At 73.2% G+C, this 25,142-nt stretch carries 27 protein-coding genes; 15 read left to right on the top strand and 12 right to left on the bottom strand.

All coding sequences use genetic code 11. From position 1 onward, the window contains the following. The first annotated feature begins 61 nt into the window (after positions 1 to 61). A complete protein-coding gene (locus ACZ4MU_RS06080; RefSeq protein ID WP_467871530.1) occupies positions 62 to 667 on the top strand; it encodes a response regulator in 606 nt (201 codons plus the stop codon). A 13-nt stretch (positions 668 to 680) separates the two neighbouring features. Here ACZ4MU_RS06080 and ACZ4MU_RS06075 read toward each other — a convergent pair whose 3' ends face one another. Then, the gene (locus ACZ4MU_RS06075) at positions 681 to 1,520 is read right to left on the bottom strand and encodes a transglutaminase-like domain-containing protein (RefSeq protein WP_467871527.1); all 840 of its coding nucleotides are present in this window, start codon (positions 1,518 to 1,520) and stop codon (positions 681 to 683) included. A gap of 120 nt (positions 1,521 to 1,640) precedes the next feature. Then, positions 1,641 to 2,636 (bottom strand): GNAT family N-acetyltransferase, encoded by a 996-nt coding sequence (locus ACZ4MU_RS06070; protein WP_467871525.1) that lies wholly within the window; start codon positions 2,634 to 2,636, stop codon positions 1,641 to 1,643. A 141-nt stretch (positions 2,637 to 2,777) separates the two neighbouring features. On the opposite strand from ACZ4MU_RS06070, the gene fdxA reads away from it, so the two are divergent. After that, positions 2,778 to 3,113 (top strand): ferredoxin, encoded by a 336-nt coding sequence (gene fdxA / locus ACZ4MU_RS06065; protein WP_188276063.1) that lies wholly within the window; start codon positions 2,778 to 2,780, stop codon positions 3,111 to 3,113. A 109-nt stretch (positions 3,114 to 3,222) separates the two neighbouring features. Continuing rightward, positions 3,223 to 4,317, top strand: coding sequence for a bifunctional succinyldiaminopimelate transaminase/glutamate-prephenate aminotransferase (locus ACZ4MU_RS06060; RefSeq protein ID WP_467871523.1), 1,095 nt, complete (start codon positions 3,223 to 3,225; stop codon positions 4,315 to 4,317). A gap of 133 nt (positions 4,318 to 4,450) precedes the next feature. Here ACZ4MU_RS06060 and ACZ4MU_RS06055 read toward each other — a convergent pair whose 3' ends face one another. Then, complete coding sequence (locus tag ACZ4MU_RS06055) at positions 4,451 to 4,915, bottom strand: ATP-binding protein (protein WP_467871521.1); 465 nt, start codon at positions 4,913 to 4,915, stop codon at positions 4,451 to 4,453. Positions 4,916 to 5,217: 302 nt separating this feature from the next. Next, the gene (locus ACZ4MU_RS06050; protein ID WP_467871518.1) at positions 5,218 to 6,180 is read right to left on the bottom strand and encodes a hypothetical protein; all 963 of its coding nucleotides are present in this window, start codon (positions 6,178 to 6,180) and stop codon (positions 5,218 to 5,220) included. Positions 6,181 to 6,288: 108 nt separating this feature from the next. Between ACZ4MU_RS06050 and dapE the strand changes: the two genes are divergently transcribed. Then, a complete protein-coding gene (gene dapE, locus ACZ4MU_RS06045; protein ID WP_467871515.1) occupies positions 6,289 to 7,368 on the top strand; it encodes a succinyl-diaminopimelate desuccinylase in 1,080 nt (359 codons plus the stop codon). A 78-nt stretch (positions 7,369 to 7,446) separates the two neighbouring features. Further along, the gene (locus ACZ4MU_RS06040; protein WP_467871512.1) at positions 7,447 to 8,205 is read left to right on the top strand and encodes an LOG family protein; all 759 of its coding nucleotides are present in this window, start codon (positions 7,447 to 7,449) and stop codon (positions 8,203 to 8,205) included. 46 nt (positions 8,206 to 8,251) lie between these two features. On the opposite strand, the gene folP is transcribed toward ACZ4MU_RS06040, so the two are convergent. Continuing rightward, complete coding sequence (folP, locus tag ACZ4MU_RS06035) at positions 8,252 to 9,112, bottom strand: dihydropteroate synthase (protein ID WP_467871509.1); 861 nt, start codon at positions 9,110 to 9,112, stop codon at positions 8,252 to 8,254. A gap of 148 nt (positions 9,113 to 9,260) precedes the next feature. Here folP and ACZ4MU_RS06030 point away from each other — a divergent pair, with 148 nt between their 5' ends. Next, positions 9,261 to 9,584, top strand: coding sequence for a DivIVA domain-containing protein (locus ACZ4MU_RS06030; RefSeq protein ID WP_467871507.1), 324 nt, complete (start codon positions 9,261 to 9,263; stop codon positions 9,582 to 9,584). After that, complete coding sequence (locus ACZ4MU_RS06025; protein ID WP_467871505.1) at positions 9,581 to 10,171, top strand: DNA-3-methyladenine glycosylase I; 591 nt, start codon at positions 9,581 to 9,583, stop codon at positions 10,169 to 10,171. The genes ACZ4MU_RS06030 and ACZ4MU_RS06025 overlap by 4 nt, the downstream gene beginning before the upstream one ends. A 98-nt stretch (positions 10,172 to 10,269) precedes the next feature. Here the strand turns inward: ACZ4MU_RS06025 and chcB are convergent, their stop codons facing one another. Then, positions 10,270 to 11,070, bottom strand: a complete 801-nt coding sequence (gene chcB / locus ACZ4MU_RS06020) for a 2-cyclohexenylcarbonyl CoA isomerase (RefSeq protein ID WP_467871502.1) — start codon at positions 11,068 to 11,070, stop codon at positions 10,270 to 10,272. Positions 11,071 to 11,379: 309 nt separating this feature from the next. Between chcB and ACZ4MU_RS06015 the strand changes: the two genes are divergently transcribed. Next, a complete protein-coding gene (locus ACZ4MU_RS06015) occupies positions 11,380 to 11,547 on the top strand; it encodes a DUF3117 domain-containing protein (protein WP_009997451.1) in 168 nt (55 codons plus the stop codon). A 93-nt stretch (positions 11,548 to 11,640) separates the two neighbouring features. On the opposite strand, the gene ACZ4MU_RS06010 is transcribed toward ACZ4MU_RS06015, so the two are convergent. Further along, entirely contained in the window at positions 11,641 to 12,345 is a 705-nt protein-coding gene (locus tag ACZ4MU_RS06010) for an O-methyltransferase (RefSeq protein WP_467872251.1), read from the bottom strand. 151 nt (positions 12,346 to 12,496) lie between these two features. Between ACZ4MU_RS06010 and sigE the strand changes: the two genes are divergently transcribed. The 5 genes from sigE (at position 12,497) to ACZ4MU_RS05985 (ending at position 17,714) form a co-directional block, all read left to right on the top strand. Beyond that, positions 12,497 to 13,270, top strand: coding sequence for an RNA polymerase sigma factor SigE (gene sigE / locus ACZ4MU_RS06005; RefSeq protein WP_467872248.1), 774 nt, complete (start codon positions 12,497 to 12,499; stop codon positions 13,268 to 13,270). Next, positions 13,267 to 14,214 (top strand): anti-sigma factor family protein, encoded by a 948-nt coding sequence (locus tag ACZ4MU_RS06000; protein WP_467871499.1) that lies wholly within the window; start codon positions 13,267 to 13,269, stop codon positions 14,212 to 14,214. The genes sigE and ACZ4MU_RS06000 overlap by 4 nt, the downstream gene beginning before the upstream one ends. A gap of 87 nt (positions 14,215 to 14,301) precedes the next feature. Continuing rightward, positions 14,302 to 16,251: a S1C family serine protease gene (locus ACZ4MU_RS05995; protein ID WP_467871496.1), complete on the top strand. Its 1,950-nt coding sequence runs from the start codon at positions 14,302 to 14,304 to the stop codon at positions 16,249 to 16,251. A 165-nt stretch (positions 16,252 to 16,416) separates the two neighbouring features. Continuing rightward, positions 16,417 to 16,875, top strand: a complete 459-nt coding sequence (locus ACZ4MU_RS05990) for a sec-independent translocase (RefSeq protein ID WP_467871493.1) — start codon at positions 16,417 to 16,419, stop codon at positions 16,873 to 16,875. Between the two features lie 164 nt (positions 16,876 to 17,039). After that, positions 17,040 to 17,714, top strand: coding sequence for a hypothetical protein (locus tag ACZ4MU_RS05985; protein ID WP_467871491.1), 675 nt, complete (start codon positions 17,040 to 17,042; stop codon positions 17,712 to 17,714). A 145-nt stretch (positions 17,715 to 17,859) separates the two neighbouring features. Here ACZ4MU_RS05985 and ACZ4MU_RS05980 read toward each other — a convergent pair whose 3' ends face one another. The 3 genes from ACZ4MU_RS05980 to ACZ4MU_RS05970 are packed head-to-tail and all read right to left on the bottom strand — an operon-like array spanning position 17,860 to position 20,879. After that, a complete protein-coding gene (locus ACZ4MU_RS05980; RefSeq protein WP_467871488.1) occupies positions 17,860 to 18,993 on the bottom strand; it encodes an Mrp/NBP35 family ATP-binding protein in 1,134 nt (377 codons plus the stop codon). Between the two features lie 40 nt (positions 18,994 to 19,033). Then, complete coding sequence (locus ACZ4MU_RS05975) at positions 19,034 to 19,615, bottom strand: DUF1003 domain-containing protein (RefSeq protein ID WP_467871486.1); 582 nt, start codon at positions 19,613 to 19,615, stop codon at positions 19,034 to 19,036. Further along, positions 19,608 to 20,879 (bottom strand): magnesium transporter MgtE N-terminal domain-containing protein, encoded by a 1,272-nt coding sequence (locus ACZ4MU_RS05970; RefSeq protein ID WP_467871484.1) that lies wholly within the window; start codon positions 20,877 to 20,879, stop codon positions 19,608 to 19,610. Before ACZ4MU_RS05970 ends, ACZ4MU_RS05975 begins: the two co-directional genes overlap by 8 nt. Before the next feature lie 215 nt (positions 20,880 to 21,094). Here ACZ4MU_RS05970 and ACZ4MU_RS05965 point away from each other — a divergent pair, with 215 nt between their 5' ends. After that, the gene (locus ACZ4MU_RS05965; protein WP_467871482.1) at positions 21,095 to 21,850 is read left to right on the top strand and encodes a hypothetical protein; all 756 of its coding nucleotides are present in this window, start codon (positions 21,095 to 21,097) and stop codon (positions 21,848 to 21,850) included. A gap of 332 nt (positions 21,851 to 22,182) precedes the next feature. On the opposite strand, the gene ACZ4MU_RS05960 is transcribed toward ACZ4MU_RS05965, so the two are convergent. After that, complete coding sequence (locus ACZ4MU_RS05960; RefSeq protein ID WP_467871479.1) at positions 22,183 to 22,704, bottom strand: hypothetical protein; 522 nt, start codon at positions 22,702 to 22,704, stop codon at positions 22,183 to 22,185. A gap of 98 nt (positions 22,705 to 22,802) precedes the next feature. Here ACZ4MU_RS05960 and ACZ4MU_RS05955 point away from each other — a divergent pair, with 98 nt between their 5' ends. After that, positions 22,803 to 23,729 (top strand): DMT family transporter, encoded by a 927-nt coding sequence (locus ACZ4MU_RS05955; RefSeq protein ID WP_467871476.1) that lies wholly within the window; start codon positions 22,803 to 22,805, stop codon positions 23,727 to 23,729. Here the strand turns inward: ACZ4MU_RS05955 and ACZ4MU_RS05950 are convergent. After that, positions 23,707 to 24,834, bottom strand: a complete 1,128-nt coding sequence (locus ACZ4MU_RS05950) for a magnesium and cobalt transport protein CorA (protein WP_467871474.1) — start codon at positions 24,832 to 24,834, stop codon at positions 23,707 to 23,709. The genes ACZ4MU_RS05955 and ACZ4MU_RS05950 overlap by 23 nt on opposite strands. Positions 24,835 to 25,142: the final 308 nt, after the last annotated feature.

Genomic DNA, 25,142 nt, shown 5'->3' with positions numbered 1-25,142 from the left:
GGAACCGCGCGACCAGCCACCTACGGTCCGCGGCCGAACGGCACCGCCCTAGAATCCCTGCATGATCCGCCTCCTCCTGGCCGAAGACCAGTCCATGGTCCGCGAAGCCCTCGCGGCCCTGCTCGGCCTGGAGCCGGACTTCGAGGTGGTCGCCCAGGTGGCCCGGGGCGACGAGGTGCTGGAGGCGGCCCGCGCCTGCGCCCCCGATGTGGCGCTCCTGGACATCGAGATGCCCGGGATGACCGGCATCGAGGCCGCCGCGGTCCTCCACCGCGAGCTGCCGGGGCTGCGGATCGTGATCCTGACGACCTTCGGGCGCCCCGGCTATCTGCGCAGCGCGATGGAGTCGGGCGCCGCCGCCTTCCTGGTGAAGGACGCCCCGGCCGCCCAGCTCGCGGCGGCGGTGCGCAAGGTGCTGGCGGGGGAGCGGGTGATCGACCCGACGCTGGCCGCCGCCGCGCTCGCCGAGGGAGCCAACCCGCTGACCGACCGCGAGCGCGACGTCCTGCGCGCGGCGGCGAACGGCGCCACCAACGCCGAACTCGCCCGCGTCCTCTGCCTCTCCCAGGGCACGGTCCGCAACTACCTCTCCATGGCGATCCAGAAGCTGGCGGCCCGCAACCGGGCGGAGGCGGTGGGCATCGCCCGCGAGAAGGGCTGGCTCTGACCCCGGCCCGGCCTCAGTTCAGCATCGCCCGCGCCGCCCGCGCCCGGCCCCGGACCGTCTCGGCCGCCCCCGGCTCCACCGGCTCCAGGATGTCCGCGTAGACGTCGAACTCCGCCGCGCCCCCGAGGAAGTCACCGCGCTGGACCAGGAGCTCGGCCCGGTCGTAGCGCAGCCGCGCCGGATGGGTGGGCAGCAGCAGGGACAGGTCGAGCGCCCACAGGGCCACGTCGCCGCGCTCCGGGCGGGCCGCGGCCCAGGCGCGGATGTTGTTGAGGATGCGCAGCACGACCGCCAGCGGGTCGGCCGGGGTGATCATCGACGGGTCGAGCGGGGCGCCGGTGGCCCCGGCCACCAGGAGCTCCGCATCAGCGCCGGTCAACGGCCGCCCCCCGTCGAACGGATCCGCGAGCACCCGCTCCTCGGGGCTGCCGAAGCCCACCACGAAGTGGCCGGGCAGCGCCACCCCGTACACCGGGGCCCCGGCCCTGCGCGCCACCTCCATCCAGACCACCGAGAGCAGGATCGGCAGCCCCCGGCGGCGCCGCAGCACCTCCGGCAGCAGGGAGGACTCCAGCCGCTGGTACGCGGACGGGCCGCCCCGGAAGCCGCAGCCGCCGCCGAGGAGTTCGGCCAGGGCCCGCGCCCAGGGACCGGCCCCGCTGACGCCGTAGGGGAGCAGGCCGGCCAGCCGGTCCAGCTCCATCTGCGCCGCGTCCAGGCCGGGCCGGCCGAGGCCAGGATCGGCCACCGCGCCGATCAGCAGGCACAGCGTCGCCAGGTCCGGCCGCGCGGACCGGGCCTCCTCGGTGAACTGCCGCCGCCAGTCCTCGGCGCCGGGGCTTTCGGGGTCCATATCCGCCTCGTACCCGTTCGTGGAGCTCGGAAAGTCCGGCGCGGGCTCGGAGCCTGTCCTCGAACCCCCCGCCCCTCCGTCGGACGACGGAGTTCAATGGACGGGGTTCCATGACAGCTCTCAGCCCTGCCGGAAGTGGTGGTAGGTGTGGTGGGTGGCGAAGCCCTGGGAGTCGTAGAGGGCCCGGGCCCCCTCATTGTCCGCCTCCACCTGGAGCCAGGCCGCCGAGGCTCCCTCGGAGAGCGCCTGGCGGGCCAGCGCGGTCATCACAGCCGTGGCGAGCCCCCGGCGGCGCTGCTCCGGGTCCACCTCGACGGCCATGAACCCCGCCCAGCGGCCGTCGATGACGCACCGGCCGATCGCGGCGGGCACCTCCCCGTCCCCGGGTACCGCGGCGAACCACGTGGAGGGGCCGCTCTCCAGCACCGCGCGCACATGGGGTCCGGGGGCGCCGGTGCGCTGGTAGCGGGCGAGCCAGCCGGTACCCGCCGAACGGCTCAGTCCGACCCGGGAGACGTCCGCGTCGAGGTCCCCGATCGGGGCAAGTGCGGCGATCCGCAGTTGGGCGCTTACCTCGCGAACCCACCCAAACTTTTCAAGATCGACACAGAGCGCCTCCTGGGTCCCCTCGGCGCCGGTGGCCGTCTGTACGTACGTGGGAAGGCCGCGGGCGGTGTACCAGGCGCGCGCGTACGCGAGAGCGTCCTGGAGGGGCATCCCCGGCTCGCCCAGCGGCAGTACCGAATTGGCCCGCCGGGTGAATCCGCCGGCCGCCCGCAGGGTCCAGCCGCCCAGCGCCTCGCTCTCCACCGGCTGCCAGGCGCGCGCGCTGACCAGCGCCAACTCCCGGAAGGTGGCGGCCGGGCCGCGGCGCCGGGCGGGCTCGGCCGGGATCACCTTGCCCGCGACCATCTCGCTCTCCGGGACGCGGACCGCCTCCCCGTTCCTGCGGACGATGGACAGCACTCCGGCATCCCACGATGTGAGAACGCCGACCGTGTCGGTGAACTTCTCGCCCCGTCCCCCCGGCCTCGCCAGGTGTCTGACTGATACGCGTTTGCCCTGATCTTCCGGCGTGATTCTGACGACCAGCCGTCCGCCGGTGGTGAACTCCACAGCTCTCTTCGCCCCTCCTGTTCGGATCGCGCCCCGGAACGGAGATACTAGGTGTGGGCATCGACGACGCCGCGCTCCCGCGCGCCACGTGGACGGAGCCGCAGACCGGCCCGCCGCGCCCTATCGAGGAGGAACGACAGCGTGACCTACGTCATTGCGGAGCCTTGTGTCGACCTTAAGGACAAGGCATGCATCGAAGAGTGCCCGGTCGACTGCATCTATGAGGGCCAGCGGTCCCTCTACATCCACCCGGACGAATGTGTCGACTGCGGCGCCTGTGAGCCGGTCTGCCCGGTCGAGGCCATCTTCTACGAGGACGACACCCCGGAGGAGTGGAAGGACTACTACAAGGCGAACGTCGAGTTCTTCGACGAGCTCGGTTCGCCCGGTGGCGCCTCCAAGCTCGGCCTGATCGAGCGCGACCACCCCTTCATCGCCGCGCTGCCCGCCGACATCAACGCCGACAGCGAGCACTGACACCGGCACCGCGTGTCCGCCCGGTCCCGTACGGCGCCCACCGGCAGCCCTGCGGGACCGAGGCGTTTGCCCGGGCACGGCATTCCGCACCAGAAAGTGAGCACCTTCCGTGGGCGCAGTCTCCGCACGCCTGCCCGTCTTCCCCTGGGACAAGCTGGAGCCGTACAAGGCGACGGCCGCGGCCCATCCGGACGGAATCGTGGACCTGTCCGTGGGCACCCCGGTCGACCCCGTCCCGGAGCTGATCCGCGACGCGCTGACCGCGGCCGCGAACTCGCCGGGCTATCCGACGGTGTGGGGGACCACGGAGCTGCGTGACGCGCTCACCGGCTGGGTCGGGCGCCGGCTCGGCGCGGTCGGCGCCGGCCACCGCAACGTGCTGCCGGTGGTCGGGTCCAAGGAGCTGGTGGCCTGGCTGCCGACCCAGCTCGGCCTCGGCCCGGGCGACAAGGTCGCTCATCCCCGCCTGGCCTATCCGACGTACGAGGTGGGCGCCCGGCTCTGCGGCGCGGAGCCCGTCGTCTACGACGACCCGACCGCGCTCGACCCGTCCGGGCTCAAGCTCCTCTGGCTGAACTCGCCGTCCAACCCGACCGGCCGGGTCCTCGCCAAGGACGAGCTGGTCCGGATCGTCGCCTGGGCGCGCGAGCACGGCGTCCTGGTCGTCTCCGACGAGTGCTACCTGGAGCTGGGCTGGGAGGCGGAGCCGGTCTCGGTGCTGCACCCGGACGTCTGCGGCGGTACCTACGAGGGCCTGGTCGCCGTCCACTCGCTCTCCAAGCGCTCCAACCTGGCCGGCTACCGCGCCGCGTTCATCGCGGGCGACGAGGCCGTCCTCGGCGAGCTGCTCCAGATCCGCAAGCACGGCGGGATGATGACGGCCGCGCCCGTCCAGGCGGCCACCGTGGCGGCGCTGGGCGACGACGTCCATGTGCGCGAGCAGCGGGCGCGCTACGCGGCCCGCCGCGCCGCCCTGCGCGAGGCGCTGGTCAAGCACGGCTTCCGGATCGAGCACAGCGAGGCCAGCCTGTACCTGTGGGCGACCCGCGACGAGGGCTGCTGGCAGACCGTGGCCCACCTCGCCGAGCTCGGCATCCTGGTGGCGCCCGGCGACTTCTACGGCGAGGCGGGCGCGCGCTTCGTACGGGTGGCCTTCACGGCGACGGACGAGCGCGTCGAGGCGGCCGTGAAGCGCCTGGGCTAGCGCCGCCGCACGCCGCACGCCGCACGGCCACGGAGGCACGGCCACGGACGTACGGGCACGGGAAGGGGCCCCGGGGACAGGATCCCGGGGCCCCTTCGGCGCTCGGCCGCGCGGGAGGCGCGGCGGCGACGGCTCAGCCGACGGGCAGACCCTTGAGCGGCAGCTGGCCGGTGGAGGGCAGCCCCTGAGTGGGCAGCCCCTGGGTGGGCAGCTGGCCGCCGACCGGAAGGCCGTCCAGGCTCGCCGACTTGGCGGTGGAGCCGAGGAGGTCGCCCGCGTTGCCCGCGGCGTCGCCCGCCGTCTTCTGGGCCGCCGGGGTCGCCGTCTTCCCCGCCTTGCCGACCGTCTTGCCCGCGGCCGGGACGGCCTGCTTGACGGCCTTGCTGCCGGTGTCGCCCGCCAGGCCGGTCGCCTTCTGCGCGGTGCCGTCGACGGTGTTGCCGAGGTTCGCGCCGTCGAGGGCGGTCAGACCGCCCAGGTTCGCAGTCTCCGGAAGCGCGGCGGCGCTCGCCGCGCCGGCCGCGCCGACCACGGGAACTGCACCCGCCGCGATGAGCAGCGCGGCACGGGCGATCCGACGGGTCAGGGGGAGGGACATGATGCTCCTTGAGACGGGAGGAACGGCGTTCGGACGCTGTGACAACTCCTCGGGGTGCGGCTCAGGTTGCGGAGGGCCCCGGTAAAGAGTTCGCAATGCGTCGCATTATCGGCTTCGGATAAAAACGGGCAAACGAACCGCGGCGACAATACGCTGAACGCCGTCACGGCCCTTTGTTCGCAAGGGAATTGACGATTCTTCGGACGGGCGCGGGGGTGGGTGTACGAAACGGTGTGCGCGAAGAGCGTCTGTGCCCCTTCCGGGTGGTCGCCCGAACGGGTGTCGCGCCAGGGTGCGTCGCCTCAGGGGGCGAGCTGGATACGGACCCGGCCGAACACGCCGGAATCCCCCGCGCCGCCCGTGGCGTCGGCCGTGTCCCGGCCGGTGGTGCCCGGGCCCGCCTCGGCGTCGTCGGTGTGCCAGCCCCTGCGGGAGCCGTCCACGCGCCAGGTGTGCCCCGCGTACGACACCCGCTCCACCCGGAAGGCCGCGGCGTGCGCGACCGCCCAGTGGGCGAGCTCCCAGCCGTGCTGCTCGGCGCCGCCCCCGGCGTTCGCGCCAGCGCGCGCGGGCGTGCGGACCGGCACGGTCACCTCGCGCCCCTCGCCCCTGTCGGGGACCACCCCGGCGCCGAACGCGCGGGCCAGCTCGGCGCGCACCTGCGCCGGGTCGCCCGGGCGGGTGTCCTTGGCGATGGTGCAGGTCAGCGAGGCGGGACTGCGGCCGGTGAGCGCGGCCGTGAGCAGTGCCGCGTCCGGCTCGTGCTTGGCGTAGGCCTGGGGGAAGCCGCTGCGCTGGACCCGCTGCGCGGCCACCGTCAGCGGCAGCCGCGAGTAGCCGGGCACTTCGGCCAGGCGCTGGTAGAACTTCCCGGCCGAGTAGACCGGGTCCATGATCTGCTGCACGGTGCCCCAGCCCTGCGAGGGCCGCTGCTGGAAGAGCCCGACCGAGTCGCGGTCGCCGTGCGTGATGTTGCGCAGCCCCGACTCCTGGAGCGCGGTGGCCAGCGCGATGGTCACCGCCCGCTCGGGCATCCCGCGCGTGGTGCCGACCGCGGAGATCGTCGCCGCGTTCTCGGCCTGCTCGGGGCTGAGGCGGTAGGTGTCGTCCCCCGACCCGACCGTGCATCTCGGCGCCCCGGGGCCCCCGCTCAGGTACTGCACCACCAGATAGCCGGCGACGGCGAGCAGCACGACGGCCGCGGCCACGAAACGGAAGAGACGGCCGCGCCGTGCGGGTCGAGCGGGAGTGCGGGGCTGGGACACGGGCACCACCGTACTGGAGGGTGGGGCGAGGCCCCCGGGGCCGGGCGCCACCCGTGTGGTCATGGACGCCCCGGCCCTGGCCGGGACGGCCGCGCTAGGGTCGTGGCCATGGCAGACAGCGCACTCGACCTGACCCTGGACGGCCCCGCGCTCACCGCGTGGCTCGTCGACTTCCCGTCCGAGAGCGGAACGGAGAAGCCGCTCGCGGACGCGATCGAGGCGGCCCTGCGGACGCTGCCGCATCTGACCGTGGACCGCCACGGCAACAACGTCGTCGCGCGCACCGATCTGGGGCGCGCCGAGCGGGTCGTCCTCGCCGGGCACATCGACACCGTCCCGATCGCCGGGAACGTGCCCTCGCGCCTCGACGACAACGGCGTCCTGTGGGGCTGCGGCACCTCGGACATGAAGTCCGGCGTGGCCGTGCAGCTGCGCATCGCGGCGACCGTCCCCGAGCCCAACCGCGACCTGACCTTCGTCTTCTACGACAACGAGGAGGTCGCGGCCCACCTCAACGGGCTCGGACAGGTGGCCGAGGCACACCCCGACTGGATCGAGGGCGACTTCGCGGTCCTCCTGGAGCCCTCCGACGCCCAGGTCGAGGGCGGCTGCCAGGGCACCCTGCGGGTCATCCTGCACACGGCGGGGGAGCGGGCCCACTCCGCGCGCAGCTGGATGGGCTCCAACGCCATCCACGCGGCCGCCCCGATCCTGGCCAGGCTCGCCGCGTACGAGCCGCGCCGGCCGGTGATCGACGGGCTGGAGTACCACGAGGGCCTGAACGCGGTACGGATCGAGGGCGGCGTCGCCACCAACGTCATCCCCGACGCGTGCGCGGTCACCGTCAACTACCGCTACGCCCCGGACCGCACCCCCGAGGAGGCGCTGGCCCACGTCCACGAGGTCTTCGCGGACTGCGGCGTCACCGAATTCACCGTCGACGACCACTCGGGCGCGGCCCTGCCCGGGCTCTCACACCCGGCCGCCGCGGCCTTCATGGCGGCGGTCGGCGGAAGCCCGCGGCCCAAGTTCGGCTGGACCGACGTGGCCCGCTTCGGCGCGCTCGGCGTCCCGGCCGTCAATTACGGCCCCGGCGACGCCCTGTACGCGCACAAGCGGGACGAACACGTGGCCGTCGACCGGATCACCCACTGCGAGAAGCGACTTCACGCCTGGCTGACCGCCTGAATTTCATCATTCGTCACGTAAGTCGTCCTACCCTGGCCGGACGCGTCATATGACCCAGTCAGCGGAAGGGAGCACGCAATGGCCTATCCCGAGGGAGAGTTTCCGGGCGAACAGCGGCTGGAGCAGCGGCTCGGGCCGGTGCTGCGCCGCCGCGAGCAGGTGCAGCCCGGAACCACCGACCAGCGGCTCCTGGACACCGAGGGCGACTCGGAGTGGGTGCACACCGACCCGTGGCGGGTGATGCGCATCCAGTCCGAGTTCGTCGAGGGCTTCGGCGCGCTCGCCGAACTGCCCAGCGCCATCAGCGTCTTCGGCTCGGCCCGCACCCCGGTGGACTCGCTGGAGTACGAGGCGGGCGTGCGCATCGGCCGGGCCCTGGTCGAGGCGGGCTTCGCGGTGATCACCGGCGGCGGTCCCGGGGCGATGGAGGCGGCGAACCGGGGCGCGCGCGAGGCGCGGGGCGTCTCGGTCGGCCTCGGCATCGAGCTCCCCTTCGAGCAGGGGCTCAACCCGCACGTCGACATCGGTGTGAACTTCCGCTACTTCTTCGTCCGCAAGACGATGTTCGTGAAGTACGCGCAGGGCTTCGTCGTCCTGCCCGGCGGTCTCGGCACGCTGGACGAGCTCTTCGAGGCGCTCACGCTCGTCCAGACCGGCAAGGTGACCCGCTTCCCGATCGTCCTGTTCGGCTCCGAGTACTGGACGGGCCTGGTCGACTGGCTCCGCGACACGGTGGTCGCGGGCGGCAAGGCCTCCGAGGCCGATCTACTCCTCTTCCACGTCACCGACAGCGTGGAGGAGGCGGTGGCCCTGGTGACGAAGGAGGTGGGGCGGTAGGGGCGCCGGGCGCGCCCGTACCGCGGCGCCGCCGCCGGGGGCCCGGTCAGGCCAGGCCGCGCCGGGCCACCGCGGGCGGCCGGTGGCCCGCGATGGACGCCACCATGTCCAGCACCTGACGCGTCTCCGCGACCTCGTGCACCCGGTACACCCGCGCCCCCAGCCACGCCGACACCGCCGTGGTCGCCAGCGTCCCGATCACCCGCTCCTTGACCGGCCGGTCCAGCGTCTCCCCCACGAAGTCCTTGTTGGACAGCGAGACCAGGACCGGCCACCCGGTCGCCGTCATCTCCCCGAGCCGCCGGGTCGCCTCCAGGCTGTGGCGGGTGTTCTTGCCGAAGTCGTGCCCGGGATCGATCATGATCCCGTCCCGCCGCACCCCGAGCGCCACCGCCCGCTCCGCGAGGCCGACGGTGACCCGGAGGATGTCCTCCATCACGTCCCCGTACGCGATCCGGTGCGGCCGGGTGCGCGGCTCGACACCGCCCGCGTGCGTGCACACCAGCCCCGCCCCGTACCGCGCGGCGACCTCCGCGAGCTTGGGGTCGACCCCGCCCCACGCGTCGTTCAGCACGTCCGCGCCCGCCTCGCAGACCGCCTCCGCCACATCGTGGCGCCAGGTGTCGACGCTGATCACCACATCCGGATACCGCCGCCGCACCTCGGCCACGAAGCCGACCGTGCGCCGCGCCTCCTCCTCGGCGCTCACCTCCTCGCCGGGGCCCGCCTTGACCCCGCCGATGTCGATGATGGCGGCTCCCTCGGACACCGCCTGCTCCACGCGGGCCAGCGCCGGCTCGTCGTGGAAGGTCGCGCCCTGGTCGTAGAAGGAGTCCGGCGTCCGGTTGACGATCGCCATGATCACCGGCTCGTACGCGTCGAACTCGCGCCGTCCCAGCCGCAGCATCCGCTGTCTCCTCCTCGGGTAAGACGCCCGTGACCTCTGGTTCCGTGCCCGGTGGGCCGGGCTTTGCCGCCCGACAGACCCTAACTCCCAGCTCCGCATGGCACGATCGGACCCGACGGTTTCCGGCTGGCGGGGAGAGGCTTCGCGCGTGTTCTGGTTCTTGCTGATCGCCATGGTCGTGGTGGTCGCCGCGGTCACGCTGGCCGTGGTGGGCGGCGGCGACGACGCCGTCCTGCCCGAGACGGCCCCCGAGCGGCTCTCGGACCCGCTGCCCGAGGACCGCCCCGTGGAGCGCGCGGACATCGACGCCCTGCGGCTCCCGGTGGCCGCGCGCGGCTACCGCATGGCCGAGGTCGACGACGTACTGAGCCGCCTCGCCGCGGAGCTCTCCGAGCGCGACGCCCGCATCGCGGGCCTCCAGCAGGCGCTCGGCGCCGCCCACGCCCGCCGCGACGAGGAGCCCCGCCAGTGAGCGCCGCCATCCCCGGCCCCGACGGCCGGCCGCGCTGCCCCTGGGGGCTGTCCACCGCGGACTACGTGGCCTACCACGACACCGAGTGGGGCCGCCCGGTCCACGGCGACGACGCCCTCTACGAACGGCTGTGCCTGGAGGCCTTCCAGTCGGGGCTGTCGTGGATCACCATCCTGCGCCGCCGGGAGGGCTTCCGCCGCGCCTTCGCGGGCTTCCGGATCGCCGAGGTGGCCGCCTTCACGGACCAGGACGCGGCGCGGCTGCTGGGCGACGAGTCGATCATCCGCAACCGCGCCAAGATCGAGGCGACCCTCGCCAACGCGCGCGTACTGGCCGACTGGGCCCCCGGCGAACTGGACGAGCTGATCTGGTCCTACGCCCCGGACCCCGCCGGACGCCCGGCGCCGCGCACCCTGGCGGACGTCCCCCCGGTCACCGACGAGTCGACCGCGCTGTCCAAAGCCCTCAAGAAGCGCGGCCTGCGCTTCATCGGCCCCACGACCGCCTACGCCCTGATGCAGGCGTGCGGCCTGGTGGACGACCACTTGGAGAACTGCGTCTCCCGAGGCGGGGCGAGCCCCCTCTGACGGGCCCGGCGGGGTCCTCCTGGGGCGCGGGGGAGCCGCGCGGGCGGTCCGGGAGGGCCCGCGGCGGCCGCGCGCCGGGTCAGTTCACCACGAATGGCTCAACGCCCCACATACTTCGGCTTCTCCTTCGCCAGGAAGGCCGTGACCGCGATCCCGTGGTCCTCGGAGGCCCCCGCCCGCGTCTGGAGCTCGTCCTCCTTCTCCAGCGCCTCGGCCAGGGTGTGCCCGGCCCCGTACGCCAGTGACTCCTTGAGCGCCGCGTACGCGAGCGTCGGGCCGTCGGCCAGCGCGCGCGCCACGGCCGCGGCCTCGGCCGCCAGCTCCTGGGCCGGGACCAGCTTGTTCACGATGCCGAGGTCGTACGCCTCGCGCGCGGAGATCGAGCGCGGGAAGAGCAGCAGGTCTGCCGCGCGCGACTGGCCGATCAGACGGGGCAGCGTCCAGGAGACGCCGGAGTCGGCCGTCAGCGCGACCCCCGCGAAGGAGGTGTTGAAGGCGGCTGTCTCCGCCACCACGCGGTAGTCCGCCGCCAGCGCGAAGCCGAAACCGGCGCCCGCCGCGACGCCGTTCACCCCGGCCACGACCGGCTTGGGCATCTCGGTGAGGGCCCGCACGATCGGGTTGTAGTGCTCGCGGACCGTGCTCATCGTGACCCGGGTGCCCGCCTCGCGGTCCGCCGCCAGCAGGGCCACGTGCTCCTTGAGGTCCTGGCCCACACAGAACGCCCGGCCGGTCGCGGTCAGCAGGACCGCCCGTACCGCCGGGTCCGCCGCGGCGGCCCGTACCGCGTCCCGCAGGGCGACCTTGGCCTCGGTGTTCATGGCGTTCATGGCGTCGGGACGGTTGAGCGTGATCGTCGCGAGCCCGTCGGTCACCTCGTAGAGCACGGTGTCGGCCATTGGGTTGGATCCCCTCCGTTGCGGTGTCGTGTCCGCCCAGCATGGCGGAGATCATCGGCGCCGCACATGTGACCTGCGTCAAACAATCCCGGCCGGCGCCCCGACCGGGGGTGGCGAAGTATCGCAGGCGGATCGCCGAATTGGGTGGTTTTGATAGAGCGCGTTGCGCAAGCGATGCGGACCGATGTTGGTCATCGGGTCCTGCCATGCGGGATAATGACCTGGAAGCAATGTGTTCGATGCCGGTAACACGGATCCTGTCATGGGGCCGCCGGCTGCGATGAGCTGGTTTCAGGAAGGGGAAACAGCATGGCGGCCATGAAGCCGCGGACGGGCGACGGCCCGCTCGAGGTGACCAAGGAGGGGCGGGGCATCGTCATGCGCGTTCCGCTCGAAGGCGGCGGACGGCTTGTGGTCGAGCTGACCCCGGACGAGGCCGAGGCGCTCGGTGACGCGCTCAAGAAGGTCGTCGGCTGACTCAGCGGGCTTGACCCCCATTTGTGCCCGCCCCGGGCCGGTACGCAGGTACCGGCCCGGGGCGGAGTGTTTTCCGGGCTCGCCGCAGGCGCCCTAGGGCCGCTTCACCGCGCACAGGAGCCCGTCGCCCACCGGCAGCAGCGACCCGACCAGCTCCTGGCTCTCGCGCACGGTCCGTAGCAGGTCCCGCAGTCGCAGCACCTCGGCGGGCTGGACGCCCGAGTCGACCGTACGGCCGTCGGCGAAGACCCCTTCGAAGCAGACGATCCCGCCGGGCCGCAGCAGGCGCAACGATTCAGCGAGGTAGTCGAGGGACTCGGTCCGGTCGCCGTCGCAGAACACCACGTCGTAACCGCCGTCGGCCAGCCGCGGCAGCACGTCCAGGGCGCGCCCGGGGATGAAACGCGCCCGGTTCCCGGCGAACCCCGCCGCGCGGAACGCCTGCTTGGCGAACTGCTGGCGGTCCGCCTCGGGGTCGACCGTGGTCAGCACACCGTCCGGCCGCAGGCCCTGGAGCAGATAGATCCCCGAGACGCCCGTTCCGGTGCCGATCTCGGCGACCGCCTTGGCGTCGGCGGTGGCAGCGAGCAGGCGCAGCGCGGCGCCCGTCCCCGGGGACACCGAAGGCAGTCCTGCCTCCCGGGACCGCTCGCGGGCCCAGCGCAGCGCGTCGTCCTCGGCGACAAAGGCGTCGGCGAACGCCCAGCTCGTCTGCCGGTTGGCGGTAATGGCCCTCTCCTGTCCCCGTAGTTGGCGCGCAACGGTGACTGTATCCGCTGCGCGCGGGAACCCGCAGATGGGACCAGGCGTTATGAAGGGCGGGGGTGACATGGACGAGTACGAAATCCCGGTCCTTCAGGGGTCCGGGAACCAGCGCGCTCGCGGGGGCGGGAAGCCGGTCCCAAATGCGCGTAAAGATTCTTATCCGGAGCTAACGGGCGAGGTGGCTATGGTAGGGGCTCCGCTGGACACCACCAGAGCCGACAGGGGAGGTGCGGCTGCGCCTGTGGATCGGGGAGGAGTGCTGCGGCGCTTTCTCAGGTCGGCGGGTGAGCCGAAATCCGTGACCGACACCGCTGACCGTTCCGCCGCACCTTCCGCAGCCACCGCGACCTTCGCCGACGCGGAATCCCCGGCGTGGACCCCTCCCACGTGGGAGGAGATCGTCAGCACGCACAGCGGCCGCGTCTACCGCCTCGCCTACCGCCTGACGGGCAACCAGCACGACGCCGAGGACCTCACCCAGGAGGTCTTCGTCCGCGTCTTCCGCTCCCTGTCGACGTACACGCCGGGCACCTTCGAGGGCTGGCTGCACCGCATCACCACCAACCTCTTCCTGGACATGGTCCGCCGCCGCCAGCGCATCCGCTTCGACGCGCTCGGCGAGGACGCGGCCGAGCGGCTGCCCAGCCGCGACCCCTCCCCCCAGCAGGTCTTCAACGACGCGCACTTCGACGCCGACGTCCAGCAGGCGCTGGACACCCTCGCGCCCGAATTCCGCGCGGCCGTCGTCCTCTGCGACATCGAGGGCCTGTCGTACGAGGAGATCGCCGCCACCCTCGGCGTGAAGCTCGGCACCGTGCGCAGCCGGATCCACCGGGGCCGCTCGCATCTGCGCAAGGCGCTCAAGCACCGTTCGCCCGAGGCCCGCGCCGAGCAGCAGCGCGCCCTCGCGGGGGTGGCGCCCGGCGCCCCGGGGGCGGCCGGAGAGGGGACCGCGTGACCGGCACAGGTCCGACCCCCGCCGAGCAGCACCTGGGGGACCGCCTCGCCGCCCTGGTGGACGGCGAGCTCAGCCATGACGCGCGCGAGCGCGTCCTTTCGCATCTGGCCACCTGCCCCAAGTGCAAGGCCGAGGCCGACGCCCAGCGCCGCGTCAAGAGCGTCTTCGCGCAGACGGCGCAGCCCACCCCCTCCGAGGGGCTGCTGGCACGGCTCCAGGGGCTGCCCGGGGGCCCCGGAGGTGACGACGACGGTCGGGGACCATTCGGCGGGGGGCGCCTCGCCGAGGGGGTCTTCACGCCCGGCGCCCTGAGCGACCCGGGCGACCCGGGCGGGCGCTTCGGCTATGTGCCCGGCGGGCCGCACGCGGCCGTCCTCGGCGGCGGGCCGCCCGGACGGGGCTTCCGCATCCATGAAGCGGCCCGCGCCGAGGAGCGTTCGGCCTCACCCTGGCGCGGGCGCAGGATCGCCTTCGCCGCGGCCAGCGCGGTCTCGTTCGCGGCGATCGCGCTCGGTGGTGCGATTCCTTCGGACTCGGGAGCGGACACGAGCGCCCGGGGCGAGGGCTCGGGCAGCAAGGTCACGCCGGTGCGGGCCCCCAGCCCGTCAACCGGCCCCGCCGGTGCTGTCGGCCGGGTGTCGGGAGTGCCGCTGTCCCTGGAAGCGGAGCGCAGACACGGCGGCGCGGCGAGCGCGCCGGTGGCTCCGCGGAGCAGCGCACCGGCCCCGATGGGGCTGGCCGGGCTCAACGGCATACCGTCCCAGCCCTCGCCGCAGCAGTTCGGCAACCCGTTCCGCGCGGCTCTGCTGAGCACGCCGGCGCTGCCTCCGCTGATACGGCCGGTGCTCTCCACCCTGGCGGTGCGGCCGGGCACGCCGCTGTCCGCGCTGCCGACCACGAGTCCGTCCTCGTCGCCGACGCGGCTGGCGGCTCCGCGGCACTGACCGCCTGCCCTGCGCTCCTCCCGGCAAACCTGATTGAATCCCCGGGAGGGGTGCCCCCGGGGCACGCGGGACAGTTGCGGGGAGAGCATGAACGACGGGAAGCCCACCGGGCCCAAGGCGAGATGGTGGAGCCGTCCCACCCCGCGCGAGGACGGCTCCGCGGCCGAGGAGACGTACGACCTGGCCCCGCCCGCGGGCGGGATGCCGGACGCGTCCGCCCCGGGCGGCCAGCACGTGCCGACGGCCACGGCGCCGGAAGGTTCCGCCGACGAGGACACGCCGTACCCGCTCGCGCCGGGAGCCCCGGTCGCGGACGAGTCCGCGTACCGACTGGCACCACCGGCGCCGACGGCTTCCGCCGAACCGGGACGGGCGGCGCCCACTGGGCCCGGGCCGGTGCCTCCCGGCGATCCCGCGCAGACGGTTCCCGCCGAACCCCTCCACGGGCCGACGCCCGGCGACGCCGCTGGCCTCGGGCCGAAGCCGGTCGAGACCGCCGCCCAGGGACCCACTTCCGCCGAGGCCGCTGCCCAGGGACCCACCTCCGTCGAGGCCGCTGCCCACGGACCCGCCTCCGTCGAGACCGCCGCCCATGCCCCCTCGGCCGACCCCTCGGCGCCGGACGGGGCCCCCGTGGACGGCCCGGACCAGGGTCCCGGCGGTGCCGTGCCGCCCCGGCGGGCCCTGCACGAGCCCGATCCGTACGGGACGCCCCCGTACGGCGGACCGGGGCCTTGGGCGCCCGCGCCCCCCGTCCAGCGTCCGGCGCCGCTCCCGGCGGCCGTGCCGCACCAAGGGGCGTACCCGGCGCCGGAGGCCCCGTACGCCGTACCGGAAGCCGTGCCGCCGGTCCCGCCCTCGTCCCAGTGGGTGCAGTACGACCCGTGGAGCGCGGCCGGGCAGCAGCCGCTGAGCACCGCCGGGGTACCGGCCGGGCGCGGCCCCCGGCGCGGGGTGCTCGTCCTCGGGGCCGTCGTCCTCGCGCTGGTCGCGGGCGGCATCGGCGGCGGCATCGGCGCGTACGTCGAGCGCACCGGCACCACCCGCGTCAGCCTGCCGCAGGCGGGCAAGGGGCCCGTCGGCCGCGCCCCCGACAGCGTCGCCGGGATCGCCGCCAGCGCCCTGCCGGGCGTCGTCACGCTGCACGTCAGCGGGGAGAGCGAGTCCGGCACCGGCACGGGCTTCGTCCTCGACAGCGCCGGGCACATCCTCACCAACAACCACGTCGTCCAGCCCGCGGGCTCGTCCGGCGACATCAGCGTGACCTTCAGCGGGGGCGAGAGCGCCCGCGCCACGGTGGTCGGCCGTGACTCCGGGTACGACCTCGCCGTGGTCCGGGTGACCGGTGTCTCCGGGCTCAAGCCCCTCCCGCTCGGCAACTCCGACAACGTCCAGGTCGGCGACCCGGTGGTGGCCATCGGCGCCCCCTTCGACCTCTCCAACACCGTCACTTCCGGCATCATCAGCGCCAAGGAGCGCCCGATCACCGCGGGCGGCGAGAAGGGCGACGGCAGCGACGTCAGCTATGTCGACGCGCTCCAGACCGACGCCCCGATAAACCCGGGCAACTCCGGCGGTCCCCTGCTCGACTCGCGCGCCCACGTCGTCGGCATCAACAGCGCGATCCGCGCCGCGGGCACCGGCGAGAGCGGCGGCCAGGGCGGCTCCATCGGCCTGGGCTTCGCCATCCCCGTCAACCAGGGCAAGCGGGTCGCCGAGGAGCTGATCAACACCGGCAGGGCCACCCACCCGGTCATCGGGGTCACCCTCGACATGAAGTTCACCGGCGACGGGGCCAGGGTCGGTGCCAAGGCCGCCGACGGCAAGCCCTCCGTGACCCCCGGCGGCCCCGGCGCCACCGCGGGCATCAAGCCCGAGGACGTGATCACCAAGGTCGACGGCCAGCGGGTGCACAGCGCCGAGGAGCTGATCGTCAAGATCCGCGCGCACCGCCCCGGCGACCGCCTGGAGCTGACGCTCAGGCGCGGCGGCCAGGAGCAGCGCCTCACCCTCACCCTCGGCTCCGCCACGTCCTGACCCGCACCGGGGCCGCCGCGGCCGCCCGCTCCCGGGTCACCTCTCGGTCACCCGGGGGCGAGCGGCGGCCAAAGGTCACCGGGTAGGTACCGTTTCGACAGTTTCGACGGGTACCGTGGAGCGGTCCATGACTGGACCCGGGAGCAGAGCCACGAGGAGCAGCAGGTGTTCAACGACATAGGGCCCATGGAGCTCGTCACCCTCGTGGTCCTCGCTGTGCTCATCTTCGGCCCGGACAAGCTGCCCAAGCTGATCCAGGACGTCTCGGGGTTCATCCGCAAGATCCGCAGCTTCTCGGAGACCGCCAAGGCGGACATCCGCGCCGAACTCGGCCCGGAGTTCAAGGACTTCGAGTTCGAGGACCTGAACCCGAAGACGTTCGTGCGCAAGCAGCTCCTCGACAACGACGACCTGGGTCTCAAGGAGATCCGCAACAGCTTCGACCTGCGCAAGGACATGGAGGAGGTCGCGGACGCGGTGCACGGCCGTGAGAGCGCCTCCGCCGCTCCCACGACGGCCGCCAACGGCTCGGCCGCGGGTGTGCCGGGCGCGCCCGACCTCCTCAAGAAGCGCGAGAAGCTGGACCCGGGCGAGCGCCCCCCGTTCGACGCCGACGCGACCTGACACCACCCCCCGAATTCACTGCGGGACGTCAATCCGAGCCACGTCCGCACCGTCATTCCCGAAGGACGCGACCGGGGTGGCTATCCTCCATAGGTCCGGCAGCCAGGACGCCCGAGGGGGGCGGGCCGCTGCGGACACCTACGGATCGAGGAGGCGGCCGGGCAGTGGAGACGACGAGTCGGGTTTCGGCACAGGGGTCCACCGAGGACACCCCGTCCACACCAGAAGCGGTGCCGGCGGCCCGGCGTACGGTCAACGGCTATCTGCGGGCACCGTTCGCCTGGTACGGCCTTGACCAGGCCTTCACCGGGCCGCGCTGGCTGATGCAGGTGGCCACGGCGGCCGACGGCACCGTGCAGCACGGGTCCACCGGCCACGGCGACGAGCCGTCGATACGGCCCGACGCGGCCGACCGCTCCGCCGCCGACCGCGAGCGCTTCGCGGTGGTCGTGAGCGTCCCGGCCAACCCCACGCGCCGCAGCGGCGACGGTACGGGCGTGCTGGAGGCCACCACGGTCGCCTCCGCGGCCTGGCTGGCCGGTTCCGGGCTGCTCTCCTTCACCTGGCCCGCCCAGATGGACCACGTGCTGCGCGGCGAGTGGCTGGACCAGCAGACCGAGGCCGCGTGGGAGCTGGCGGACGATCTCGCCGGGCCGGACTGGACCACGCTCTCGCTGCCGGTGGACGGGGTCGCGACGCCGTTCCACTACCGGGAGTCCGAGTTCGGCTGGGTGCTGGCCGGCTCCGCCGGGGGCGGGGTGCACCTGGGGGCGTACGGGCGCGGGATGAGCGCGTACGGGCTGGGGTTCGCGGTGGTGGACGTCACTTCGTACGCCTAGATACGCCCCGGTCGCGGCCGTCCTGCGGCCGCGGGGTCGTGGTGGGTCGCCGGGGCGGTTCCCCGCGCCCCCTGGCCGTCCGTGCCGCACCCATGGGTAAGGGGCGCCCGCAGTTGCCGGGCGCCCCTTACTCGTATCCGCCGCTCTAGAACTTGTTGCGCGGGGTGATCCCCAGCGACATGCCCGACAGGCCGCGCTGGCGGCCGCCCAGCTTGCCCGCGATGGCGCGCAGGGCGGCGCCCGCGGGGGAGTCGGGGTCGGTGAGGACGACCGGCCTGCCGTCGTCGCCGCCCTCGCGCAGGCGGACGTCGATCGGGATCGAGCCGAGCACCGGCACGTTCGCGCCGGTCGTCTTGGTCAGGCCCTCAGCGACCTTCTCGCCGCCGCCCGTGCCGAAGACGTCGACCATCTCGTCACAGTGCGGGCAGGGCAGGCCCGCCATGTTCTCGACGACACCGACGATCTTCTGGTGGGTCTGGACCGCGATGGAACCCGCCCGCTCGGCCACTTCGGCGGCGGCCTGCTGGGGGGTCGTGACGACCAGGATCTCCGCGTTCGGGACCAGCTGGGCCACCGAGATCGCGATGTCGCCGGTGCCCGGGGGCAGGTCGAGCAGGAGGACGTCCAGGTCGCCCCAGTACACGTCGGCCAGGAACTGCTGGAGGGCGCGGTGGAGCATCGGGCCGCGCCAGACCACCGGGGTGTTGCCCGGGGTGAACATACCGATGGAGATGACCTTCACGCCGTTCGCCGACGGCGGCATGATCATGTTCTCGACCTGGGTGGGCTTGCCGTCCACACCCAGCATGCGGGGCACCGAGTGCCCGTAGATGTCGGCGTCGACGACACCGACCTTCAGCCCGTCCGCCGCCATCGCCGCGGCGAGGTTCACCGTCACCGAGGACTTGCCGACGCCGCCCTTGCCGGACGCCACCGCGTAGACCCGGGTCAGCGAGCCGGGCTTGGCGAAGGGCACCTCGCGCTCGGCGGTGCCGCCGCGCAGCGACGCCGCGAGCTCCTTGCGCTGTTCGTCGCTCATCACGTCGAGCGTGACGTCGACGCGCGTGACGCCCTCGACCCGCTCGACCGCCTCGGTCACGTTCTTCGTGATCGTGTCGCGCATCGGGCAGCCGGAGACGGTGAGGTACACCGTGACGGCGACCGCCCCGTCCGTCCCGATCTCGACCGTCTTGACCATGCCGAGCTCAGTGATCGGGCGGTGGATCTCTGGGTCGTTCACCGTCGCCAGTGCCTCGCGCACCGCGTCATCCGTAACCATACGGAGATGGTACGGCGCCGGGTCCCACCCCCGGAAAGCCCTATCGGTGGTCTGATTCGTCACTTCCGTGCGGGGCCTCCGGCGGGAATACCACGCGCCGGTCCTCCATCTCCTTGATCAGGTCCTGGAGTTCCGAGCGGATCCAGTCGCGGGTGGCCACCTCGCCGAGGCCCATCCGCAGCGCGGCGATCTCCCGGGTGAGGTACTCGGTGTCGGCGATGGAGCGCTCGTTGGACTTGCGGTCCTGCTCCAGGTTGACCCGGTCGCGGTCGTCCTGCCTGTTCTGCGCGAGCAGGATCAGCGGGGCCGCGTACGAGGCCTGGAGGGACAGGGCCAGGGTCAGGAAGATGAACGGGTACTCGTCGAAGCGCAGCGGGGCGGGCGCGAAGATGTTCCAGACCACCCACAGGATGATCACCAGGGTCATCCAGACGATGAACCGCCCGGTGCCCAGGAAGCGGGCGATCTTCTCGGAGAAGCGGCCGAACGCCTCCGGGTCGTACTCGGGCAGCAGCCGCCGCCGGGGCGCGCGCGGCTGGTCCAGGCGGGCGCGCGGGCCGCGCGAGAGGGCGCTCGCGCCCACCGCGCGCGTGCGCTCGCGCTCTTCGGTGCGGTCAGCCATCCGTGCCCCCCTCGGCGCCGTGGAACTCCGCCTCGCGCCAGTCCTCGGGCAGCAGGTGGTCCAGGACGTCGTCGACGGTGACCGCGCCCAGCAGGGAGCCGCTGTCGTCCACGACGGGCGCGGCCACCATGTTGTAGGCGGCGAGGAACGCGGTCACGGCGGGCAGCGGCGTCTCGGGGGAGAGCGGCGGCAGGTCGTTGTCCACGATCGAGGAGACCAGGGTGAACGGAGGGTCCCGCAGCAGCCGCTGGAAGTGCACCGTGCCCAGGTACTTCCCGGTCGGCGTCTCGTCGGGCGGCCGGCACACGTACACCTGCGCGGCGAGCGCGGGCGAGAGGTCCTGCTGGCGCACGCGCGCGAGGGCGTCGGCGACGGTGGCGTCCGGGCGCAGCACGATCGGCTCGGTGGTCATCAGACCGCCAGCGGTGCGCTCCTCGTACGACAGGAGCCTGCGCACGTCCGCCGCGTCGTCCGGCTGCATCAGGGTGAGCAGGCGCTCCTTGTCCTCCTCGGGCAGCTCGGAGAGCAGGTCGGCGGCGTCGTCGGGGTCCATCGCCTCCAGGACGTCGGCGGCCCGCTCGTCCTTCAGCTTGCCGAGGATCTCCACCTGGTCGTCGTCGGGCAGCTCCTCCATCACGTCCGCGAGCCGGTCGTCGTCGAGGGCCGCGGCCACTTCGCCGCGGCGCTTGGGGGAGAGGTGGTGCAGCACGTTGGCGAGGTCGGCGGGGCGCAGCTGCTCGAAGGTGGCGAGCAGGTTCTCGGCGCCCTGGCCGTGCTCCTCCAGCGAGAAACCGGTGACGGCGGACCACTCGACGGTGAAGGTCTCGCCCTTGCGCCGCAGGGCGCCGCCCTTGCCGCGGCGGACGAAGACCTTGTCGATCTCCCAGTCGCGGCGGGCCGGCAGCTGCTGGATGGCCACGTCCAGGACCGTCACCTCCTCGCCGCTCTCGACGACGGTGACCCGGCGGTCCAGCAGCTCCCCGAGGACGAGGCGCTCGGTGGGGCGCTGCTCGAAGCGGCGCAGATTGACCACGCCGGTGGTGATGACCTGGCCGGACTCGACGCCGGTGACGCGGGTCATCGGCAGGAAGATCAGCCGGCGGCCGGCCACCTCGACGACGATGCCGAGCAGCCGGGGCGGGCGGCGGCCGACGCGCAGGATGGCCACCAGATCGCGCACCCGGCCCACCTGGTCGCCGTTGGGGTCGAAGACGGCGACGCCGGAGAGGTGCGAGACGAAGATCCGAGGGGCGCCTGCCGCCATGCCGAGCGCCTCCTCTGGGGCGTGATCCGACCCTGTCCTGGTCTGAAATGCCGCTGAATATCTGATTCAGGCTAGCCGGTGCCCCTCGGGTACGCCCTTGTGGGGGGTCCGTACGGCTCTCTGCCGGGCGGTGTGGACGGCCCCGGTAGGGTGCGGTCTGCCGACCCCGACTTCGCGCCCCCACCCCGTGCGCTTCGACGAAAGGCTGTGTGCCGGTGACCACTCGCTCCCTGTCCGTACGGGCGCGCCGGGCCGCGCTGCCCGTCGCGCTCTGCGCGGGGCTCGCCGCCGCCGTCACGGCGTGCTCCTCGGATCCGGACGAGGGGACCAACGGCGTCGGCAAGCTCTCCGCCACCGAGATCGAGGGCAGGGCGCGCACGGCGGCCGACGGCGCCGACGCGGTGCGGCTCAGCGGCACGCTGGTCAGCAAGGGTGGCACGTACAAGATCGACATGCGGCTGAAGAAGAACGGCGCCACCGGCACGGTGACCTCCAAGAACACCACGTTCGGACTGCTGCGGGTGGGCGACGAGCTCTTCCTGAAGGCGGACGCGGGGTTCTGGGCGCGCCGGGACGGCAAGAAGGGCGGCTCGGGGAGCGCGTCGGCCGTGGGCAGGCAGCTGGACGACAAGTACGTCAAGGTGCCCTCGGGCGACCCCTCCTACCAGGAGCTGCGGGGCTTCACGGACAAGGGTGCGCTGCTGAAGGGGATGCTGGGGCTCCAGGGCGAGCTCTCCAAGGGGGACCGGTCCAAGGTGGGCGAGGTGGGCACCATCCGCGTCCGGGCCGGCAAGGACGGCGAGGGCGGCACGCTCGACGTGTCGCTCCAGGGCACTCCCTATCCGCTGCGCTTCGAGCGGGCGGGGGGTGCGGGGGTGCTCGAACTGGGCGACTGGAACCAGGACTTTGCGCTGGCGGCGCCGTCGAAGGATGCGACGGTGGACTACGGGAGCAGGCTGCCCAAGACGTAGTTTCCCGCGCGGCTCTTCCGGCCCGGTGGCCGTCTGCGGGGTGGTGGGTTGCTCGCGCGGTTCCCCGCGCCCCTGTTGGGACGGGTGGTCGTCTGCCGGTGCGTGGTGGGCTGGTCGCGCGGTTCCCCGCGCCCCTTCAGGGCCCGGTGGTCGTCTGCGGGTTGTCTGTGGCTGGGCGCGCAGTTCCCCGCGCCCCCAAGTACCTAGGGGCGCGGGGAACTGCGCGAGCAACCCAGCACGGTCCGCAGACGCACGACAACGCGTCCGGCACCGCCTATACGCACCGCCCACACCGCGTCCCGCACCGCGTCCGGCGCCGTAACCGTCCCCGCTCACCCCCGCTTGCGGCCCCGCCTGCGCTTCAGCAGCAGTCGGGGCAGCCCCGCCGGAGCGGGCTCGCGGGTGGTGGCCGGGGTTTCGACCGGTGGGGCCGCCAGGGAGCCCTCGGGCATCGCGGTGCGGATCTCGGCCGGCGTCAGGCGCAGCACCCGGCACTCCCGCGCCCAGCGGCCCGTCACCGCCTCGCCGTCCGGTGCGTTCAGCCGCTTGGCCTTCAGCTCCGCGGCCACCGCCTCCCACAGCTCGCTGTGCGGCGCGACCTCGCTCACCGCGGCCGTCCAGGCGACCAGACGGCCGCCCTTGTCCTTGCTGCGGACGGTCACCTCGACGGTGCCGCCGTCGGCCAGGCCCTCCAGCGGCTGCTCGCCGGGGCCGCCGCCCACCACGTACGCCGCGCCCTCGTGCCACACGTGCCACAGGGCGCGGTCGGCGGTCCCGGTGCCCCGCACCCAGATCAGCCCGGACTTCTTGGTGGCCTCCTCGACGAGGGCCCGATCCAGCAGCGCAGGTGTCATGGGGCCACTTTATGGGACGGCCCCGGCCCGGCCCACGGTGTTGTCCACAGCATGGTCCGACAGTTCCGAAAATATGTTTAGCGCCTTACTCTCTTGCCGTGTCCACCCCCGCGCCCCCCGCCACAGCCACCGCCGCCCCGGCCCCGGCCGCCGCCGCGGCCGCCCCCCGGGCCGACTTCGCGCTGCTCGCCGTCGCCATCGCCAGCGTGTCGCTCTCCGCGCCGCTGATCGCCGCGACGGCTGCCCCCGCGCTGGCCATCGCGTTCTGGCGCAACGCCATGGCCGTCGGGGCGCTCACCCCGCTGGCCGCGGGGAAGTACCGGGCGCGGCTGCGCGGGCTGACCCGCCGTGAGGTGGGGCTCGCGGTCGCCGCCGGGGCGCTGCTCGCGGTGCACTTCGGGCTCTGGCTGCCGAGCCTGCGGATGACGTCGGTGGCCTCCTCGACCGCGCTGTGCACCACCACGCCGATCTGGACCACCCTCGCCCTGCGCCTGCGCGGTCACCGTCCGCCCGCCCTGGTCTGGGCCGGGACGCTGGTCGCCTGCGCGGGCGTGGTGATGCTCACCGGCGTCGACCTGACCACCTCGCCGCGCGCCCTCGCCGGTGACGCCCTCGCGCTCGGCGGCGGTGTCGCCGCCGCCGGATACGTGCTGCTCGGGGCCGAGGTCCGGCGGACCGTCGACACCGTCCCGTACACCTACCTCTGCTACGCGACGGCCGCCGCCGGGCTGCTCGCCGCCTGTCTGGCGAGCGGCGCGGACCTCGGCTCGTACTCCGGCGCGACCTGGGCCAAGCTGGCCGCGCTCACCGTCGCGGCCCAGCTGCTGGGCCACTCGCTGCTCAACCGGGTGGTGCGGGGCCTGGGCGCGTCCGTGACGTCCACGGCGATCCTCCTGGAGACCCCGGGCGCGGCACTGATCGCCGCGCTCTGGCTGGGGCAGCGGCCGTCCGCCCTGGCCTGGGCCGCGCTGGTGGTGATCCTCGGCGGGCTCGCCCTCGTCGTCAGAGCCAGCCGTTCCGCTTGAGCGTGCGGTGGATGGTGAGACAGCTGCCGACGATGGCGGCCAGCACGATCGGGTAGCCGTATTTCCAGTGCAGCTCGGGCATGTGGTCGAAGTTCATGCCGTACACCCCGCACACCATCGTCGGTACGGCGATGATCGCCGCCCATGAGGTGATCTTGCGCATGTCCTCGTTCTGCGCGAACGACGCCTGCGCGAGGTTGGCCTGGAGGATGGAGTTCAGGAGCTCGTCGAAGGCGACCACGTGCTCCTGCACGCGCGCGAGGTGGTCGGCGACGTCGCGGAAGTACTTCTGGATGTCGGGGTCGACCAGCCGCATCGGCCGCTCGCTGAGCAGCTGCATGGGCCGCAGCAGCGGCGAGACCGCCCGCTTGAACTCCAGCACCTCGCGCTTGAGTTGGTAGATCCGGCCGGCGTCGGTGCCGCGCGGGCTGCCCTTGGAGGGGGCCGAGAAGACGTCGATCTCGACCTCGTCGATGTCGTCCTGCATCGCGTCCACGACCGCCAGATAGCCGTCGACGACCTGGTCCGCGATCGCGTGCAGCACGGCCGACGGCCCCTTGGCGAGCAGCTCGGGGTCGTCCTGGAGGCGCTTGCGCAGCGCCCGCAGCGACCCCTGGCCGCCGTGCCGGACGGTGATCACGAAGTCCCGGCCGGTGAAGCACATGACCTCGCCGGTCTCCACCACCTCGCTGGTGGCGGTCAGTTCGGCGTGCTCCACGTAGTGGACGGTCTTGAAGACGGTGAAGAGCGTGTCGTCGTACCGCTCCAGCTTGGGCCGCTGGTGGGCGTGGACGGCGTCCTCCACGGCCAGCGGGTGCAGCCCGAACTCGGCGGCGATACCCGCGAATTCGGCCTCGGTGGGCTCGTGCAGCCCGATCCAGGCGAACCCGCCCTCCTCCTGGACGTGCCGCATCGCCTCGCGCGGCGAGAGGCAGGAGTCGGCCCCGGTGCGCAGCCCGTCGCGGTAGACCGCGCAGTCGACGACGGCGCTGCTCGCGGAGGGGTCGCGGGTGGGGTCGTACGGGCTGTGCGGGGCGGTGCTCTTGCGCAGCGACGGGCGCAGGGAGGGGCGGACCGCTGCGCGCAGGTCACGGATCATGGACATGGCAGGACTCCTTCACGGAGAGGCCGCCGACGGGCGTGGCACTGCCCGGAATGGGGACGTGACGCGAGACCTGCGTACAGCTGCGTACATCTGCGTACGTCCGCAAAGCGGGCGGCACCGCGAGCGCGGTGACGGCGTTCGCTACTGAAACGGACTGGGCGAGGCGAGATGCTCTTCCGCCGTGCGACATGCCATGAGACTCGGATGTTTCCCGGGAATTGGGCCGGGTATGGAGGTCTCGATCACAGGGAACAACGAAGGCGCACGGAAGAGCGGTTGGTACTGCCAGGCCGACTTCGATCCATCGC

This window comes from Streptomyces sp. NPDC026377, from assembly GCF_055567715.1.
This window is presented reverse-complemented; position numbering and strand designations above follow the sequence as displayed.